12 protein-coding genes are annotated in these 18,829 nt (G+C 58.4%); 7 read left to right on the forward strand and 5 right to left on the reverse strand.

What is annotated here, in order from left to right; genetic code table 11:
• Positions 1 to 9 precede the first annotated feature (9 nt).
• The 4 genes from ABD653_RS00605 to ABD653_RS00620 form a co-directional block, all read right to left on the reverse strand.
• Complete coding sequence (locus tag ABD653_RS00605; protein ID WP_344705245.1) at positions 10 to 1,296, reverse strand: hypothetical protein; 1,287 nt, start codon at positions 1,294 to 1,296, stop codon at positions 10 to 12.
• A complete protein-coding gene (locus ABD653_RS00610; RefSeq protein WP_160779377.1) occupies positions 1,293 to 3,704 on the reverse strand; it encodes a BAR domain-containing protein in 2,412 nt (803 codons plus the stop codon). Before ABD653_RS00610 ends, ABD653_RS00605 begins: the two co-directional genes overlap by 4 nt.
• Before the next feature lie 42 nt (positions 3,705 to 3,746).
• Entirely contained in the window at positions 3,747 to 4,943 is a 1,197-nt protein-coding gene (locus tag ABD653_RS00615; protein WP_160779378.1) for an alpha-xenorhabdolysin family binary toxin subunit A, read from the reverse strand.
• 318 nt (positions 4,944 to 5,261) lie between these two features.
• Entirely contained in the window at positions 5,262 to 6,764 is a 1,503-nt protein-coding gene (locus ABD653_RS00620; RefSeq protein ID WP_160779379.1) for a tryptophan halogenase family protein, read from the reverse strand.
• 242 nt (positions 6,765 to 7,006) lie between these two features.
• Between ABD653_RS00620 and ABD653_RS00625 the strand changes: the two genes are divergently transcribed.
• The 7 genes from ABD653_RS00625 to ABD653_RS00655 all read left to right on the forward strand — a co-directional run bounded on the left by ABD653_RS00625 (position 7,007) and on the right by ABD653_RS00655 (position 18,549).
• Positions 7,007 to 10,207 (forward strand): TonB-dependent receptor, encoded by a 3,201-nt coding sequence (locus ABD653_RS00625; protein ID WP_160779380.1) that lies wholly within the window; start codon positions 7,007 to 7,009, stop codon positions 10,205 to 10,207.
• 111 nt (positions 10,208 to 10,318) lie between these two features.
• Complete coding sequence (locus tag ABD653_RS00630; RefSeq protein ID WP_234032171.1) at positions 10,319 to 11,305, forward strand: glycoside hydrolase family 16 protein; 987 nt, start codon at positions 10,319 to 10,321, stop codon at positions 11,303 to 11,305.
• Positions 11,306 to 11,308: 3 nt separating this feature from the next.
• Positions 11,309 to 12,373 carry a LacI family DNA-binding transcriptional regulator gene (locus ABD653_RS00635; RefSeq protein ID WP_160779381.1) on the forward strand — a complete coding sequence of 355 codons (1,065 nt, stop codon included), beginning with the start codon at positions 11,309 to 11,311 and terminating at the stop codon, positions 12,371 to 12,373.
• Positions 12,360 to 13,577: an MFS transporter gene (locus ABD653_RS00640; RefSeq protein WP_160779382.1), complete on the forward strand. Its 1,218-nt coding sequence runs from the start codon at positions 12,360 to 12,362 to the stop codon at positions 13,575 to 13,577. Before ABD653_RS00635 ends, ABD653_RS00640 begins: the two co-directional genes overlap by 14 nt.
• Before the next feature lie 74 nt (positions 13,578 to 13,651).
• Positions 13,652 to 16,042, forward strand: a complete 2,391-nt coding sequence (locus tag ABD653_RS00645; protein WP_160780423.1) for a glycoside hydrolase family 3 N-terminal domain-containing protein — start codon at positions 13,652 to 13,654, stop codon at positions 16,040 to 16,042.
• Between the two features lie 110 nt (positions 16,043 to 16,152).
• A complete protein-coding gene (locus tag ABD653_RS00650) occupies positions 16,153 to 17,736 on the forward strand; it encodes a sodium/sugar symporter (RefSeq protein ID WP_160779383.1) in 1,584 nt (527 codons plus the stop codon).
• Positions 17,737 to 17,982: 246 nt separating this feature from the next.
• Positions 17,983 to 18,549 (forward strand): phage tail protein, encoded by a 567-nt coding sequence (locus tag ABD653_RS00655; protein ID WP_160779384.1) that lies wholly within the window; start codon positions 17,983 to 17,985, stop codon positions 18,547 to 18,549.
• Between the two features lie 96 nt (positions 18,550 to 18,645).
• Here the strand turns inward: ABD653_RS00655 and ABD653_RS00660 are convergent, their stop codons facing one another.
• Positions 18,646 to 18,813 carry a hypothetical protein gene (locus ABD653_RS00660; protein ID WP_160779385.1) on the reverse strand — a complete coding sequence of 56 codons (168 nt, stop codon included), beginning with the start codon at positions 18,811 to 18,813 and terminating at the stop codon, positions 18,646 to 18,648.
• Positions 18,814 to 18,829: the final 16 nt, after the last annotated feature.

The following is an 18,829-nucleotide window of genomic DNA, read 5'->3' on the forward strand; positions in this document are numbered from 1 at the left end:
TGTCCGTAATTACTGGGGCTTTATCCACCATATCTGGCCGCCGAACGCCCCGGTATCGGCCATCGTGACTGGCGTAGTCCCAAGCGAGCGGTTCCGTTGCCCACGATTCAGATCAATGGACTTGCCTTCGCCGCTAAATGAGCTGGAAAAGCGGTAGGTTCCTGACCATTCCGTGCCGTAACAGCGCCAGAACTGGCCCGAATACAGGTTGGTCCCATTGTCGCGAAGCTTGGTCAGGTTCACCACTGTGTCCGGCCCGGTGTAGAGGCCATGGTTTGTCCCGACCGAGGCTTCGGTCTGGATTTTCCAGAATCCGTTGCCGTTCTTGGTGAACTTCCAACGCGTATGTGGCCGCAGGACAGGTTCCTGGATAAGCCACATCATGCCCTTCGGATCCAGGGTCTGGACGGCATTGCCCAGGCCGGACAATTTGTCGCCGCGCTGGAACGTGTTCTCGATCGCGTAAGACCGGCCTTCCTGGATCGGGCAGAAATCATAGATGAAATCGCCTGTGGCGTACCGGTTGAATTCGACTTGCGGTAACAGGTTGCGCGAGATGGCGCGTGTCTGTCCGATCAAGTTGGACAGCGTTTGCGCCTGTGTCGCCATGTTGGTGATGTCGCTATCCTTTGCCGGATCGACACTGACAGTCACGCCTAAGTAGACCGTGCGGAAATCAGCGAGAATTGCGCGCCAACGGGCGTGCAGGGTATTGATCCCGGAATTGACCGATGCTGGGTTGGGCCCGATCCGCATGTAGCGATTGGCAGGGAAAGCGCGTCCTTGGTAGTACTGTGAGGCGGCGTTCATCACGCCGGCGTATCTCCCGAGTGACGATTCATAATTGACCAGAGGTGTGATGATCGCGTTGATCCGCGAACGGATCGCGCGCAGTTCCCGTTCGGCGCGCTGATAATCGAAGGGAGTCTCGTCAAACGCCGCATCGTCTAGCCGTTTGCAGATCGAGGCGAGTGTATCGACATCGGCGGCCATGTTCTCAAGCTGACTGGCGAGCCGACGACCCGTATCATACTCTCCACGCCAGCGACCGGCGAGGAATTTCAGCTCGTTGAAGCTGACGAAACGATCAAACCGCGATTGCAAGGCCATCCGGTTATTGATGCCATTCCCTACATAGAACCCGAACTGGGCCTGGTCGATCCAGGTCTGCTTCCCGATCGTCGAAGGCGGCGCCTGTTGCCTGACATCGCACGTTGCGGCCCACGCTGACGTTGCCGGCGAGGCTGCAAGCAGGAACGCCGCGAGCACGGTCAAGACAATACGGGCCAAGGTCATTTCCCGCTTTGCCCGATCATTTCGATATGGACTGCATCCAGTTTGGGGATGGTGTCCGGTCGGTAGATCTGCAGCGTCCATGTGCTGAACGGTGGTGGCATGACAGGTTCGAAGTCATTGCTGAGCTGGACCTTGGTCGGATCATACTCAAACTTCACGTTGAATTGCTCGCCATCGATGGTGATCGGCTCGTCGTGTCGGCGGTCCAGGAACTGGGATCCGCTGTCCATGCTGATGCCGATGACGCCAGAGACGGCTGCGCTGGTCTTGGCACGGATCTCCATGCGCGACAGCCGCAGGTGGGAATAGCCTGCAAAATCCTGGTAATCGATCGGCACCTCGATCCTGACCGGCTCTCCCAGTTGCAGCCGTTCCAAAGTGGCAGGATCATCAACCACAAATGTACGGTTGAAATCGCGATGGCCACGCGGTGCATTCTTGTGGTCGGTCACGATTTCGGTGTGGATGCGGGCCATGGCCGCAGCGTTTTCGCAATAGGTCGGCGTGGCATTCGGGAAGCTGTAGGTCTCGTAATATTGTGCCCGCCGGAAGCCGTAGCTGGCTTCGAAAAACGCCTGTCTTGCCTCGTCGAGCGAGTGCGCGCTTTCCGCTTCGATCCTTTCCATCAATTCCGCCTTGTCGGGTTTGCGATTGATGAGGGTGTCGAAGGTTTCCGCCTTCTTGATTTCGGCAATCCGTTGCAAGACGAGTGCGCCCAGGTGACGGTCGATCTCGTCGCGCTTGCCCTGTTGTTCGATAATGAAACGGCCATAAAGCGCCACTTTCTGGACGCTTGTTTTGTAGGCCGCCATGGCAGTTTTGACGGGCCCGGCCGTATTGGAATCGTTGATCCCGACATCGAGCATGTTGACCGTTTCGATCTCGATTGCGTCCCAGGCTGCGCGGGCTTCAGCGGTCTGGGGTTTAGCTGCCAGCGCCTGCACGGCTTCACCGACAGTCTTGGCGATGGCTTCGATGTTCTTCTGGGCTCCGCGGCTGCCATAGATGGTGAGGGCGGCATTCTTGATCGCCAAACTTGCAGTGCCGATCTTCTTGATATTGTCGCCGTGATCGCCGCCGTGTTCGATCAGGAAGGTAATCGGCAACAGATAGACGGACAGGACATTGTACCATTTCGACCAGCTGCCTGCGCTGGAACCGGCTTTCTTGACCGCTTCGATAAGGCCGGTGACCCCTTCCTGGCCTTTCTTGGTCGAGGCACCCGGATCGCCGGGCGCACCCATGGCGAGCGCGGCAATGCTTGTGCCCAGCGTTATGAGGCTGATGGCAATTTCGATTGAAGCCTTGGCAATCTTCTCGATCCGGTCGAGTTCGTTGGCCAGATCGAGATGGATCTTCGCAAGCTCGCTTTCGAACTTCTGCTTTTCCAGGATCTCGCCGGCTTTTTCGAAAGCGTTCTGGGCCGATTTTGCCCGGGCTCGCGTTTCCGTGATCTGGTCGGCCAAGGCTTTCGCCGTGATCCTGTCGCGCTTGGCGAGCGCTTTTGCAAACTGCTTGGCGATGGCGTCGGCGCTGCCAGATTGCGCTGCGAGTTTTCCATCAAGCTCGACCTGGCTGGCCAGGTCCAACCGGCTCTTTGCCAGCTGGACATAAGCGTCTGAAGTCAGCGGGGGCATGGACACCGCAATCGCATCTGGGTCGGCTGGATCAGCAAGCGGCGTCGGCATGATCCGCAGCACAGCGCTGGCCGTACTGGTCAGGTTGGCGATATCGGACTGGACCCCAGACCACGCCATGATCCAGCGCAGCAGATCTGTGGCGAGGGCAATGTTGCCATGGTTGGAATCATTGCCCCCCAATGCACCTGCTGCCAGCGCATAAGAGGCATTCAAGACCTGGTAGAGCGGCTGGTCCCAGGTGAGGTAACCGATCGGCACTGTCTTTTCGCCGACACGAACCTTGCCGTTGCGCCAACCAAAGCGGTGCATTTGCGGGGAGTTGTTGTGGGGCGCTTTTACCTCGGACAGGTCATACGCCTGCTCCTTGCTGCTCTTGGAGACGAGTTCGAGCCCCGACGAAATGTCGCCGGCGATAATATTGACCGACAGGATCGAATTCGCCTTGGCGTGATCCAAGACAATCCGCGCTTTGCCGCCACCTTTCACCACGATGCGCCGGGCGATCAGCGTGACCAGCTCGATCGGATCTTTCAGGTCCGCATGGCTGTCAGCATCGAAGATGATCGTGTCGGCGATAATCCCGAAACCGGTTGCACCCTTTTCGATCGCCAGTTGGTGCACCTTGGCGAATTCGACATGGAAGTCGGAATATTCGAATTGGCGGGATTTGAGGTCATCGCCAGCTGCAGGTGCCTGGAAGGGCGTTTTGGGAAACTGGCCGGCAGTCTGCAGTGACTGCATAAGCGATTGTACCTGTTGGGGATCCATCGGAATCTCCTCCCAAGAATGTGTGATCGGTTGGGGCGCAGCTTAGGCGGCCAGCGGTTCCGGAATTTCGGAAGGGTCGTCGATCGACTTGGGCACCGAGAACCGGCGGAAGACATCGGCCCGCTGACCAACCTTGGTCCACATATCGCTGGCTGTGCGGAGAGTGACGATAAACTGATCCCATTTTTCCTGGGCGATTTGCTGACTGCCATCCTCGCTCAGCATATGCGCAATCTTGCCGATATCGGCAGCGATGGCGCGCCAGCCCTGGCCGAGTTTTTCCAGCTGCGGCGCAACGACGTCGATATCGGCGACAATCTTCTCGATCATCGTTTCCCCCGTCTTGTAGTGCGCGACGAAGGAAATCGACGTGTCCAGTTTCGCCTGGATCTTTTTCGCTTCTTCTTGCTTGGATTCAATCTTGGCGCGGGTGAGAGCAAGATCGACCCCGACACCAATGTCGACCCCCGCCAGGATGAGCGGGCCGAACAGCGGAATGGCGAGATAGGCGGGAGAAGTGGACAACACGATCACTTCGTCGCTCTCTTTTTTACGCAGACTCTTCAATTCCGCCTGTAATGCTTCGACGTCCTTGCGAAACTTGATGACATCTGCGCTTTCTTCGCCAAATTTTGCCTTGTACTTCTTGCCGTTCTCACGGAACTCCTTCTGTACGCTCTTGACCCTGGTCTTCAGCCCCGTGTCGGGATCGAGAATGGTTTTGTAGAGCGCCTCCGCCTTTTCTGCGCGGCTCGAGGCTTCGAACACCAGCTTGTCGAGGATTTCCTTGATGCGGGTCCTGATCTTGGCTGACCGGCCCGAGACCTTGTCCGCACCCCACAGTTTGACGAGCGCGTCGAGCTTGTCCTGAACCCCGTCGGGACCGTCCCAGTCGAACTTGTCGATCAGCTCTTCGAATCGCCCGTAAGTCTTCTCGGCAAGAATGGAGTAGCTGTAGATGTCATCGGCCAGACCAAGTACCTGGCCTTTGACCTTGGTTTCGAAATCGTGGCCGATGGTTGCGAGGGTCCCGAATAGCGCGACGGATTCCTCGAACTCCGGCTTGAACTTCTCATCTGCCTGCATGCCGAGCGCAAGCCGCATGGATGCTTCGGTGGTTGGGTTCTTGTATCGCGCAGCGTCAAAGAAGGCGCACATGCTCAGCCATTCGTCCTTGCTCAGGTTCGTGAGGGCTTCGTCTGTGTCATTTGCCGGAGTTACGTTAGGTTCATCAGCCATGGGTTGTCCTTTCGCAGCACGGGGACTCACCGGTGCGGGAGCCCTCTTTGCTTCAAAATATCCGCGCAACCCGCGCTGTTCATATTGGAAGGTGACAAGGGGATATGTGTCAGCCGTTGCGACTCCACCCCCTGCAACACGACTCGGAGACAGTGCTCGAACAAAAGCTAAGAGTAAATGGAAAAAGTAGAATCCGACTCTGGCGACTTGCTCATTCTCATGCCGCATCGCCACTGCTGACAAGTCGAGTGGATCTGGTCATTTAAAACCAGGCTGGCAATTTCATGCGGTCCGATCCCCGCGGAGATTAGGTCTCGTTCAGGCGGCTTTGGCAGGGCAATACTTGCGCAAGAATTCTTCATGGCTCGGCATCTGCTTTACGAGATATTGAATCGACTTCTCGATCTCGGCCATTTCCTTCTGGGTGCCAGGTTCCGCCACTGTATCGGCCATCGGATTGTGCCCCTCCGGCACGATCCCCTGCCCAAGCATCACGGCGACCCAGCTGGTGGCAGTGAACAGTTCATCCTCTTCGCGAAAGATCTGCCCGTTGAGCCGGAACAGATCGATCTTTTCCTTGAGGCTGTCGGGCACATCCATGGTGCGGCAATAGTTCCAGAATTCGGAATCGGTCCGCTCGGTCGCTTTGTAGTGCAGGATCAGGAAATCACGGATGCGGACATATTCCTTCATCGTCAGCCGGTTGAAGGCATCTTCCTGGGCCTGGGTGATGCCATCAAGCGAAAGCAGGGAGACCAACTTGTTGATGGCGGTATTGATCAAGTGGATCGAAGTGGATTCGAGCGGTTCCATAAATCCGGCCGAGAGGCCAATCGCCACCACGTTCTTGTTCCAGAACTTTTTCCGCTTGCCGGTCACGAAACGCAGATGGTTCGGATCTGCCATCGGTTCGCCGTCGATATTGGCCAGCAGGATCTCGGTCGCCTCGTCCTGCTCCATATAGGCATCGCAATAGACATGCCCGTTGCCGTTGCGGTGTTGGAGCGGGACCTGCCACTGCCAGCCTGCCGCATGCGCTGTTGCGCGGGTATAGGGTAGGGGGGCGCCCTTGCGCGCAGACGGGATGGCCACGGCCCGGTTGCACGGCAGCCAATGGGTCCATTCCTCGTAGCCGGTCTCCAGCGCCTGCTCGATAAGCAAACCGCGAAAGCCAGAGCAATCGACGAAGAAATCGCCGGATAACTCAGTGCCGTCATCGATCGCGATCGACGTGACGTAGCCGGATTCGGGATCCTGCCGGACATCGGTGACCTTGCCTTCCTTGCGCACAACGCCGCGCTTCTCGGCATATGTGCGCAGGAATTTGGCATAGCGGCCCGCATCGAGATGATAGGCGTAGTTGATCGGGGGCAAGTCATCGCGTTGCATGCCGTCGGTGCGCATGAACTTGCGGTGGCTCGCGGCCATGGTTTCCGGGCTGTAGGCGTGCAGCGGGCGGGGGTCACCGGACTGGCGATATTTGTGCCAGACCTGGTGGAAGTGCATTCCTTCAATCTCGTAGCCGTAATTGCCGAAGGGGTGAAAATAGCTGTCACCCTGATTGCCCCAGTTCACGAACTGGATGCCGAGCTTGAATGTGCCCTGGATTTCCGAGAGCATCTGGCGCTCGTCGATGTCGAGAATCTGATTGAATTCCACGAAGGGGGGGATGGTCGCTTCCCCGACTCCCACGGTCCCGATGGCTTCCGATTCGACCAGAGTGACTTCGACGAGGCCGCTTTGCTTGAGTCGCGACAATGCGGCTGCGGCCATCCAGCCAGCCGTACCACCACCGACGATCACGATATTCCTGATAGCCATTGTTCTTTCCCGAACTCCGAAGTTTCTGCCGAGATATCGCCCCACCGGAATCAGTGCAAACGACCGTCTCTCTGCGCATTGGTATGCATGTTGCTACCATGCAACAGAGTTGTTGTGAACGTTCATTTGAGCTCTTGTGAACGATCACAATTGCGTTTAGGCCTCAAATCACGAAACGCATTCGAATGCGTTCATTGGGGGCTGTGCGCCCAGTCTAGCGCATAGTTGACGTTTAGGGAGGGATGACCTTGTCACGCCGTACACTCGAAGTGAAATCAACGTCGCGCCGCGTCTTTGCACTCGGCACTGCATCCAGTCTTGCCATGTGTGCGATGATCGCTCAGCCGGCAATGGCGCAAGATGCGGATGAAGATCCTGCCGCCGAATCAGCTGAAGAAGAGCCCGATAACCTGATCACGGTTACCGGCTTTCGCGCATCGCTCCAGAATGCCCAGAGCATCAAGGAGAACGCGGACACCTTCGTCGATGTGATTACATCGGAAGATATCGGCGCATTGCCTGATCGTTCGGTGGCCGAAGCGCTGCAGCGTGTGCCCGGTGTGAATATCAGCCGTTTCGAACAGCGCGACGATCCCGACCGTTTCTCGGTTGAAGGTTCCGGTGTCATCATTCGCGGCCTGCCCTTCGTTCGCTCCGAACTGAACGGCCGCGACATCTTTTCCGCCAATGGCGGCCGCGTGCTGAGCTTCAATGACGTTTCCCCCGAGCTGCTAGGCCGGGTCGAGGTGTTCAAGAACGTCACGGCCGACATGATCGAGGGCAGCATTGCCGGTACCGTCAACCTCGTCACCCGCAAGCCGCTCGATAATCCGGGCTGGAAAATTGCCGGTACGATCGAGGCCAATGTCGGCGATCTGGCCGAAGAATGGTCGCCTGGCTTCTCTCTCCTGGGGTCGAAGACGTTCGACAGCGCCGTTGGCACTTTCGGCATCCAGCTGGCCTATGCCCAGTCCGAGTTGCAGACCCGCACCGACGCGTCACAGATTACTGACCCTTGCTATCGTGCCGATACGCTCGATGGTCCTTGCTTCCGCGTGCGGCCTGTTGGTTCGGGTGGCTTCTCAGGCACTGCTCTTGATGCCACAACGTTCCCGCCTGCCGGAGCCGTCTTTGTGCCGAAGGGTGCAGGTGTCCGCACATCGAACCTCACGCGTGATCGCAATGCATTCTCGGCCATCGGCCAGTGGGAAAGCAATGATGGTTCCGCCATTGTGACCGTGGAATATCTGCGAGCAAAGACGGAAGCTTCGATCCAAGAGTTCTCGGCTCTCGCGCTTGTTAATGACGACGCACTGTTCCCGATCATCGCACCGGGGACGACGCCCACGTTTGACGGAAACCAGTTCGTCTCAGGCACGCTGACCCAGTTCCAGCCCTTCAATGGCGGTTCGGGCATCCCGACCGAGCTTCTCCGTTTCGAGCGTGAGGACGAGGCGAAAACGGAAGATTTCTCGATCGATATCGATCTTGCTCCAACCGATCGCCTGCGCTTCAACTTCGAAGTGCAGCACATCAAGTCCGACAGGACTGAAAACGGATTCATCGGTTCGATGCAGACCTATACCGATGTGTTCATCGACAATGCCGGTGAAACGCCGATCGTCCAGTTCCTCGAACCGACGACCGGGGCATCGAATGCAAGCTATTTCAACGATCCGGCCCGCACCTTCTACTGGTTCCTGATCGATAATCAGGTCGCCAATGAAGGCGATCTCACCAGCATGCGTCTCGATGGCGAGTATGATGTCAGCGATGACGGCTTCTTCAAGAAGGCACGCTTCGGTGCCCGCTGGTCGGACCGCAATCGCGTAACCCGCAACGCAAACTTCTCCAACTGGGGCAACCTTGGTGCACCTTGGACCGGGCGTGGCGGCAACTGGAATTGTGGTGACTTCCAGGCCTTTGGTTGTGGCGGTGCCTATGTGTTCGATTTCCCGAACTCTGCAACGCTTCAGAACCCGTTCGGCGATGGTTTCCAGCGTGGCAACGCTCCGACGCCATTTGGTGACGGTTCGGCCTTCTTCTTCGGTCGTGAAAACACCGTTGCAGACTACCTGAGCGGTGCAATCGCGCAGGAAGCATCGGCCATCACGGCGTTCACGCTGACGCCGAATGCATGGAACCCGCTGACCGCGCGTACCAACAACGTACCAGGCGGTGTCTGGACGCCGGGTGAAATCTCGGATGTCGATGAAAGCACGTTCTCGGCCTATGCCCGTGCTGATTTCGGCGCCGATTTCGGCGGCGTGACGCTCGATGGTAACGTCGGGGTTCGTTATGTCCGAACCACCGTGCAAAGCGGTGGCGAGATCGCCTTCCCGACGGGCCAGTTCTTCGACACGCCTCCGGGTGGCAATGGCGACGGTATTGTCTCTGTCGCAGAATTGCAGGCCGCTTGTGGCCGGGTCCAGCCGGGACAAGTCGCGCCGGGCTATTGCGGGCTTTCAGCCGCGCGCCTGGGTGAATTCGCCTCGGTATTTACCGGCGAATTAATCGATGACAGTGCGAAGATCGAATACGATCACTGGCTGCCAAGCTTCAATGCGAAGCTCGACCTGAACAATGGCATGCTGTTCCGTTTTGCTGTCTCGAAGGGAATTTCGAGGCCGGACCTGGCTTCCTATCGGACAGGCGGCTCGATCTTCGACAATACCGGAAACCTGCGTGCTGCCGGCACGCTGGAAACGGGCGAGCTGTTTGCGATCAACACTGGCAACCGACTGCTGGTACCGGTCGAGTCGTGGAACTACGACCTCTCCTTCGAGTGGTATTTCGATGATGTCGGCTCGATCACGGTTGCCGGTTTCCTTAAGGATATCAAAGGTATAGTGAACGGTGGTGCGACCACACGGACATTCACCAGTCCGGCGGGTGTTTCGACCGACGTGCTTGTGAATGGTCCGACCAACAGCGATGGCGGAACCCTGAAGGGTATCGAAATCGCGCATCAGCAAACCTATGATTTCCTGCCAGGGCTCCTGAGCGGTCTGGGTACGCAGATGACATACACCTATGTCGATGGCGGCGCGTTCAACAATTCAAATCTGGGGGCCGAACAAAGCCCGTTTGCCGGAAACCTGCCCCTTGCAGGCATTTCCAAGCATACGGTCAATGCGACGGTGTTTTACGAGAAGGGGCCGATCTCTGCGCGTGCGGCCTACAACTGGCGTTCCGACTTCCTGCAAACACCGCGTGATGTGATCTTCCCGTTCTCGCCGATCTATGGCGAGAGCACCGGGCAACTGGATGCTTCGATCTTCCTCGAGGTGATGGATGGCATCAAGGTCGGTGTTCAGGGCGTGAACCTGCTCGACGAAGTCACCCAGACTTCGCAGGTCATCGACTTTGCCGGGACGCGCGTGCGCCGCTCGGCATTCCGGAACGATCGCCGCTTCACATTCCTGGCGCGCTTCGACTTCTAAGGTCGCGCGTTATCGGGAGGGGCAAAAGGCGGGTTCTTGCAACGGCAGGGACCCGCCTTTTTTGCCTTTGTTGACAAGATGGTGCCACGATTGGCTGGTGATGCAGCCGCAATGAAGGAAACGACTATGCGCATTCCGCTATCATTGGTCCTAGCTGGAGGATTGGCGACACTGTCGGCCTGTGATCGGCCCGCTGTTCTTGGCGAAACGCCAGCGCAAGATGGCTGGGAATTGGCCTGGTCCGACGAATTCGACGGCACCGCGATCGATCGCGCGAAATGGGATTTCGATATCGATTGCTGGGGCGGCGGCAATAACGAACAGCAATGCTACACCGACCGGGCGGAGAATGCCTCTATTGTCGACGGCAAGCTGGTCATCACCGCGCGCAAAGAGGACTTCACCGGACCGGCCCTGCCACCATACCTTGCTGCCGATGCAGAGGATCCGGATGCGACGGCTAGCCAGCCGTTCACCAGCGCCCGGATGGTCACGCGCGGCAAGGCGGCGTGGAAATACGGCAAGATCGAAGTGCGGGCGAAGCTGCCACAAGGGCAGGGCACATGGCCCGCAATCTGGATGATGCCCGAAGACCAGGTTTACGGTCGATGGGCGCAGTCGGGCGAAATCGACATCATGGAAGCGGTCAATCTGGGTGTTGAATGCGATAATGGGTGCGAGGAAGGTGGCGAGAACACGATCCTCGGCACGCTCCATTTCGGCGGCGGCTGGCCTGATAATGATCTCGCGAGCACCGAATTCAATTATCCTCCGGTGCTCGACGACGGGTTCCACACATTTGGCGTTATCTGGAGCGAAGGGCGGTTCATCTGGACGGTCGATGGCAGGAAATTCGCCGAGAAGAAGGCGGGCGACTGGTACACGACGGAAAGTGAGGATCCGAATGCGCCGTTTGACCAGCGTTTCCACCTGATCCTGAACCTGGCGATCGGCGGCGGTTTGCCGGAAGAACGCGCCCTTGGTGGCGTATCGCCAGACGGCTTCCCCAAGCAGATGGAGATTGACTGGGTTCGTGTCTGGCAATGCGGCCCAGACCCCGCTACCGGTTCGGGCTGTGTCCTGGAGGGGGATCAGTAACTTATGGCTCGCAGGCGCCAGTCTGTAACAATCAAACATGTTGCCGCCGATGCAGGGGTATCCCTGCAAACGGTCAGCCGCGTCATCAATGACGGGCCCAATGTCCGGCCCGAGATGAAGGAACGGGTACAGGCTTCGATCGATAAGCTCGGCTACGTCCCGTCCATCGCGGCCCAGCGAATGAGCGGGTCTCGCTCCTACCTTATCCTTGCACTGAACGACCGCGAGCGGACGCTTGAGGAGTGGGAGGCGCGCCAGGGCAGTGACTGGGTCAACCAGATGCTCTTGGGTGGTATGCTCACGGCGAACCAGCACGGCTATCGCATGATGGTCGAATTGGTGGACACCCACAACGATCATGTCGAGCGCGAACTCGGCGCGGCGATCGCGGCGCTGCAGCCGGATGGTGTTATCCTGACGCCACCACACTCCGAGAATGTGTTGATAGCCGACTTGCTGTCGGGAATGGGCATTCCCTTTGCCCGCATCGGTTCGCTCGACGAAGGACCGGGCATCGCGATGACGATGGATGACGAGGGGAACGCTCGCAAGGCGACCGAACATTTGATCGGTCTCGGCCATACTGCGATCGGATTCATTGCCGGTCCGTCAGACTATTCTCTCAGTGCATGGCGTGTGGAGGGGTGGCGCAAGGCAATGGAAACTGCCGGACTTTCAACCGAACGACTGCTGGCGAGTGGAGATTTCGGATACGATAGCGGCCTCAATGCAGCGCAAGACCTGCTCAACGAAACCCCGCGTCCAACCGCTATCATCGCGAGCAGTGATCAGATGACGCTGGCAACTCTGGAAGTGGCGCGCAATCGGGGCATCGCGGTACCTGCTGATTTGTCATTGATCAGTTTCGACAACACGCCGATTGTCAATTTCACCGATCCCCCGCTGACAGCAGTCGACCAGCCGATCGCCAAGACGACATCTCGCGCGGTCGAGCTGCTGATTGAGGCAAGCCGTAAAGGGGTGCGACCAGATGCGCCAGTGAACGTCTCGGGCAAGCTGGTGCAACGGGCGAGCACGGCACCGCCCCGCCACCATGACAATACCTGAAACATACCCGTGCCAGTCGGTGCGGTTTCTTCTCCTCTATGCGCTGGCTGTGGCAGGTGGTGCGGTCGCATACATTCCCTTCCTGACGGTTCTGCTTCCGGTACAGGTGACCCGACTTGCGGGAAGCGAGGACGTTTCGTGGCTGGCCTATGCAACACTCGGTGGGGCGTTGATGGCCAGCCTATCGAACATCCTGTTCGGGTGGTTGAGCGACCGGACCCGCAACCGAACGGCATGGATTGCCATTGGCATGGTGCTGTCCGGGGTGCTGCTGGTGGCGATGGCCAAGGCTACAACCCTCACTACTCTGATTGCCCTAATTGCAACTTGGCAAGTCGGGCTCAACATGATGCTTGCGCCTTTGGCTGCGTGGGCCGGAGACACAATACCCGACGGGCAAAAAGGAACGTTGGGCGGGCTCTTGGCGTTTGCACCCGCGCTTGGGGCACTAGCCGGTGCCATAGTTACAATTCCCGGTTTGGCCGTTGCGGAATCACGCCTGTGGATCGTGGCCGCCTTGGTTGCCGTTATGGTTCTGCCCGTGCTCGCATTCGGCAAACCCAATGCGTTGCCGCATTTGATGGACGATGCGGTTGCGGACGCAGGATCGAACGATCCGCACGCTCTCAAAAGCCGATCCTCTGTCATTCGGATGTGGCTGGCGCGGCTCTTGATCCAGATCGCAGAGGCCGCGCTGTTCGCCTATTTGCTGTTCTGGTTCCGCTCTATCGACGAAGGCATCGGGGACAATGATACCGCCAGAATTTTTACCTTCGTCCTCGCGGTAGCTGTCCCCGTGGCGCTCATTGTCGGGCGATGGTCGGACCGGACGGGAAGGCCAATCCTGCCGCTTATGATGGCGTCAGGCATGTCGGCAACAGGACTGATTGTGATGGCCATGGCGGGCAGTCTCGCCTTCGCCATTAGCGGTTATGTCCTGTTCTCGCTCTCTGCCTCGGTATTCCTTTCGTTGCATACCAGCCAGACCCTACGGGTCCTGCCACGCGCGCGGCATCGCGGACGGGACTTGGGCGTCTTTAACCTTACCAACACGGTGCCATCTCTCATCATGCCGTGGCTAACCTTGGCACTTGTCCCCGTCTTCGGATTTGCCGGCCTGTTCTGGCTGCTGGGCGGCTTGGCCTTTGTGGCCAGTGTCTTGTTGGCCGGGATGCTGCAATCGCCAGCGAAAACCGCCAATTAGTTGCTTGCAATTCCGTTCCTGCCATGTCACGTTTTGAGAACGTTCCCAAAGAAGATGGGATGGAGGGGATTTCAATGTTTCGCCGTCAATGGCTCCTGGCCACATGTGCATCCTTGGCTTTGGCAGGGTGTGCGACTTACACGGATGTGGGCTCGAGCAATGTTGCCGCCACAACGGGAACAGAAACCGCAGTATTGTCGGGCGAAGCGCAGATTGCCGATCTGATCCAGCGCATGAGCCTGGAGCGCAAAGTAGCGCAGCTGGTCCAGCCCGATATCGCATCCATCACACCGGCCGATGTCGAGAAATACCGGTTCGGATCTGTGCTGAACGGCGGCAATTCGGGGCCCAACGGTAATGATCTGGCACCTGCGCAAGAGTGGCTGGCATTGGCCGATGCGTTCTGGGAAGCTTCGACAAAGCCCTTGCCGAATGGCGAGCCGGCTATTCCCACGATCTGGGGCACTGATGCGGTGCATGGCCATGCCAACATCCCGGGCGCAACGATTTTCCCGCACAATATCGGGCTGGGCGCCACAGGTGATCCTGACCTGATCCGCCGGATCGGGGCGGCGACGGCGACCGAGATCGAAGTGACCGGCATCGACTGGACGTTCGCACCCACCGTCGCCGTTGCCAGGGACGATCGCTGGGGCCGCACCTATGAAAGCTATTCCGAAGATCCCGAAATCGTGGCTGCCATGGGCGTCGCAATGGTCGAAGGGCTTCAGGGCAAACCAGGATCGGCAGATTTCCTGGGCGAGGGCCGTGTTATCGCGACTGCCAAGCACTTCTTCGGTGATGGCGGTACCGAGCAGGGCGTAGACCAGGGCGACGTCAATGGTGACATCGAAGATCTGAAGGCGGTCCATGTGTCGCCTTATCCGCCGGCCATCGAGGCCGGGCTCGGATCGGTGATGGCCAGCTTCAATTCCATCAATGGCCAGAAGATGCACGGCAACAAAGCGCTTCTGACCGATCTCTTGCGCGGGGAAATGGGCTTTGACGGATTGGTCGTGGGCGACTGGAATGGCCACGGGCAAATCAAGGGATGTACGAATACCGATTGCCCGCAGGCGCTGCTGGCAGGCCTCGATGTCTATATGGTGCCAGAGGATTGGAAGGGCCTGTACGAAACACTCGTCAAGCAAGTGCGTGACGGGACGATTCCGATGGCGCGGGTCGACGAAGCTGTCGCACGGGTCTTGCGGATCAAGCAACGCGCCGGAATTCTGGACGGCGAGGTCAAACCATCATTGCGCGCAAATGCCGGGCGCTGGGACAAGTTGGGTTTTGCGCCGCACCGGGCTGTTGCCCGTGAAGCAGTCGCGAAATCGATGGTGTTGCTGAAGAACAATGGTGTGCTGCCGCTCAAAGAGAATGCGCGGATCACAGTGGCGGGAAGCGCTGCCGACAGCATTGCCCAGCAATCTGGCGGGTGGACGCTGACGTGGCAGGGCGGGGGCGAGCTGACCAACGATGATTTCCCTGGAGCAACGTCGATTCTACGCGGCTTGTTCGAGGTTGGCCTCTCGGTAAACGCGAAAGTGACCCTGTCGCCAGACGGAACAGCATCGGCGGACGAAGCAGATGTCGCAATCGTAGTGTTCGGCGAGGAGCCCTATGCTGAATTCGTAGGCGACCGGAAGGATCTGGCGTTTCGCGATGAAGAGGGCCTTGCACTGCTCCGCAAGTTCAAGGCGGAAGGTATTCCGACCGTAGCGGTGTTCCTTTCGGGCCGTCCGATGTGGGTGAACCGCGAGCTTAATATTGCTGACGCCTTCGTCGCGGCGTGGTTGCCGGGAAGCGAAGGGGCCGGCGTCGCAGATGTCCTGTTTGGTAAGGCACCTGCATCGGGTCGTCTGTCGTTCAGTTGGCCTGCCGACTGCAATGGAAAGCCACTCAATGGCCCCGATGGGGCGCTTTTCCCGGTCGGCTCCGGGCGCGACCTGACCGATACGAGCGCGCTCGCAACTTTGAGCGAAGAATGCTCGGCGTTGACTGCGGGGGGGCAATCCGACTGGTTCGCCGCCGGACGTCTCATCGAAGGCGTGCGGGCTTTGTCCAAAGGCACCGAACTACCTGATCTGCGTGGTTCGGCAGGGGGCGTTGTTGCCCGCGGGATCGATCGCAACGCCCAAGAGGATGCGCGGCTGATCCAATTCGGACCTGGCACTGCGTTGGACCTGAGTGGCCCGCAAGGTGCAGGCGGCTATCGCATTACATACTCGGTCAACCAGCGACCTGCGGGCCCGGTCGTTTTGGCCAGTGGCGGCAGCACCTTGGACGTAACGCAAGAGCTTTCAGTTGCCGAAGGAAAGGGCTGGCGCGAAATGGTTCTGACGCCGAATTGCCTCGCCAAGCTCAGCAACAGCCTGACGATCCGTTCCGATGCGCCGTTCGCAATCCAGATTTCATCCATTGCGCGTGAGCAAATGGATGATGATGCAGGGTGCTCGTTCTAGCTCTGCATTCGAATTCCGTTGGACCTGCCACGAGGGGTGGTTAGGGCTGACATACTGAGGAAGACGAGGGTGAGCCGTAACAATCGGCGGCCTTTTGGGGAGAGAAATCCGTGACGCTTGAAACGATCGATATCGTGATCATCGCGCTGTATGCTGTGGCTCTGTTTGGCATCGCGCTATACGTCAGCCGCGAGCCCGCAGGGCACGAGAAGAACACGGAAGACTATTTCCTCGCAGGGCGCGCCCTGCCGTGGTGGGCCATAGGTGCCTCGCTCATTGCCTCCAATATTTCTGCAGAACAGATCATTGGTCAATCCGGCCAGGGCTATGTCGTTGGTATGGCGATTGCAGCCTATGAATGGCAGGCCGCGATCGTCCTGATCATTGTCGCCAAATTCTTCCTGCCGATCTTCCTGAAACGCAAGATCTACACCATGCCGCAGTTCCTCGAACAGCGGTACGGCGACGGTGTGAAGACGCTGATGAGTGTTTTCTGGGTCGCGCTTTATACTGCGGTCAACCTGACGACCGTGTTGTGGCTGGGCGGCCTTGCCGTCACATCGCTGACCGGTTGGAGCGTCATGGGTTCGATGGCGGCGCTGGCGGCATTCGCGGTGCTGTACTCGCTTTACGGTGGCTTGAAGGCGGTTGCCCTCACCGACATCATCCAGGTCGTGATCCTGATTATCGGCGGGATCGCCATTACGTATATTGCGCTCGACGCTTTGCCCGCCAATGGCGCACTGGGCGGCTTCGGGTTGCTGATGCAGGAAATCCCCGGCCATTTCGAAATGATCCTGGACGAGAGCAATCCGTCTTACGGCGACTTGCCGGGCATATGGACGCTGCTTGGCGGATTATGGGTGCTGCATTTCAGCTATTGGGGTTTCAACCAGTACATCATCCAGCGCGCGCTGGGTGCCGAAAACCTGGGCGAAGCGCAGAAGGGCCTCGCCTTCGCTGCTTTGCTCAAGATCCTGGTGCCCTTCATTGTCGTTATTCCCGGCATTGCAGCGATCATGCTCGCCCAACAGGGCTTGCTGGATGGCAATGCCCTGGCCGAACGGTCTGACCGCACTTACGGTGAGCTTATGAGCTTTGCCCCGGCGGGCCTACGCGGACTGGTGTTTGCCGCGTTGATCGCCGCCGTCGTATCCTCGCTTGCTTCGATGATGAACTCGATCTCGACCATCTTCACTATGGACCTTTATCGCGCCTCCAAGCCTGACAAGTCGGAACATCACTACGTGCTCGTTGGCCGGATCGCGGCGCTTTCCGCGATGGTTATCGCGCTGGTCCTGGCGCGCCCATTTATCGGTGGGTTCGAAAGCGGCTTCCAGACTGTGCAGGAATATACTGGCTTCATCGCCCCCGGCATTGTCGTAGTGTTCCTGCTCGGCTTCTTCGACAAGCGGATGAACACAGCGGGGGCATTCACCGCACTGCTCGGATCGCTCGCGGTGAACATTGCACTCAAGTTCGGCCTGCCTGACGTGCCGTTCATCATCCGGATCTGGGGCGTCTTCATGCTGACGATCGTGGCCGCTGCCGTCGTTTCCCGGATAACGGGTGCACCGGACGAGGAGCGGACTGTGAAGCTGGGCGATATCGCCTTTGCCACGAGCATGCTGTTCAACACGCTGGCCATGCTGGTGACGGCCATTCTTGTCGGGCTCTACATCTGGCTTTGGTAATGGCCGAGTCGCAGCATCGATGACCTTCCTGGTATGGGAACAATGCTGCGGCTGACAGAATCGAGCGCCAAGCCGGCAAATTCTGGCTTTCTGCCAGTAGGTTCCGGGGCGAAGGCACGCGCTTTGCAACCTTCGCAATAATTTGGCGAACGACGCATTTGTCCTATTAAGCCGGGGCGATAGACTGCATAAACCTTCCATTGTCCGCTTCCCGCGAGGCAAGACAAAAACAATTTGGGAGGATTTATGAGCTATTCCAATCCGACAATCGGCGACGTTACCATTTTTGCCGGCAATTTTGCGCCCCGCAGCTGGGCTTTCTGCCATGGGCAATTGCTGCCGATCTCGTCCAACAGCGCGCTCTTTTCGATTCTGGGTACGGTCTATGGCGGCGATGGTCGCACGACCTTCGCTCTCCCTGATCTGCGTGGGCGCGTGGCGCGCGGCGTTGGCAATGGTCCGGGCCTGAGCAACGTTGCGCAAGGGCAAAGGGGTGGCACCGAACGCGCTTCTATCCAGGTCGGGAACCTGCCTGCTCACTCCCACCCGCACACCCATACCGCGACGGTGCATGCTGAAGCACGGCTTGCGAACGAGAAGGCTCCGCTCGACAACCGCTTCGCATTGGCGAACAGTGACATCTATCACGACGATGATGGTGCGACCCAGGACATCCAGATGCATGCCAACACGGTGACTCTGTCGACTGACAGCAGCAATACCGGTTCCAACATCCCGTTGGATATCGAGAACCCCTATCTCGGGCTCAACTATATCATTGCGCTTGTTGGTGACTATCCCAGCCGCAGCTAGGCCAAGTGCCTAGAAGCGTGAGCACATGCTATGTGACACAAAGGGGCCCGCAATCGACAGATTGCGGGCCCCTCATTGTTTGGCGGCGAGTGCGATTTACGAAGGCGTAAAAAGCGTCAGAATTTCCTGGGTGAAGGTCTTGGGACCGGTGCGGGTTTCGCTCGCATCGAGGGAATGAAGCACAGGCGCCGTGTAAGGCCTCTTGGCCGGAGCCGATACAGCCTCGCTTGATGCGGGCATTTCCTTGCCGAATTCGTCGCTCACATTACCCCCTTGCGGT

Source organism: Parerythrobacter jejuensis (assembly GCF_039536765.1).
Classification (GTDB): Bacteria; Pseudomonadota; Alphaproteobacteria; order Sphingomonadales; family Sphingomonadaceae; genus Parerythrobacter; species Parerythrobacter jejuensis.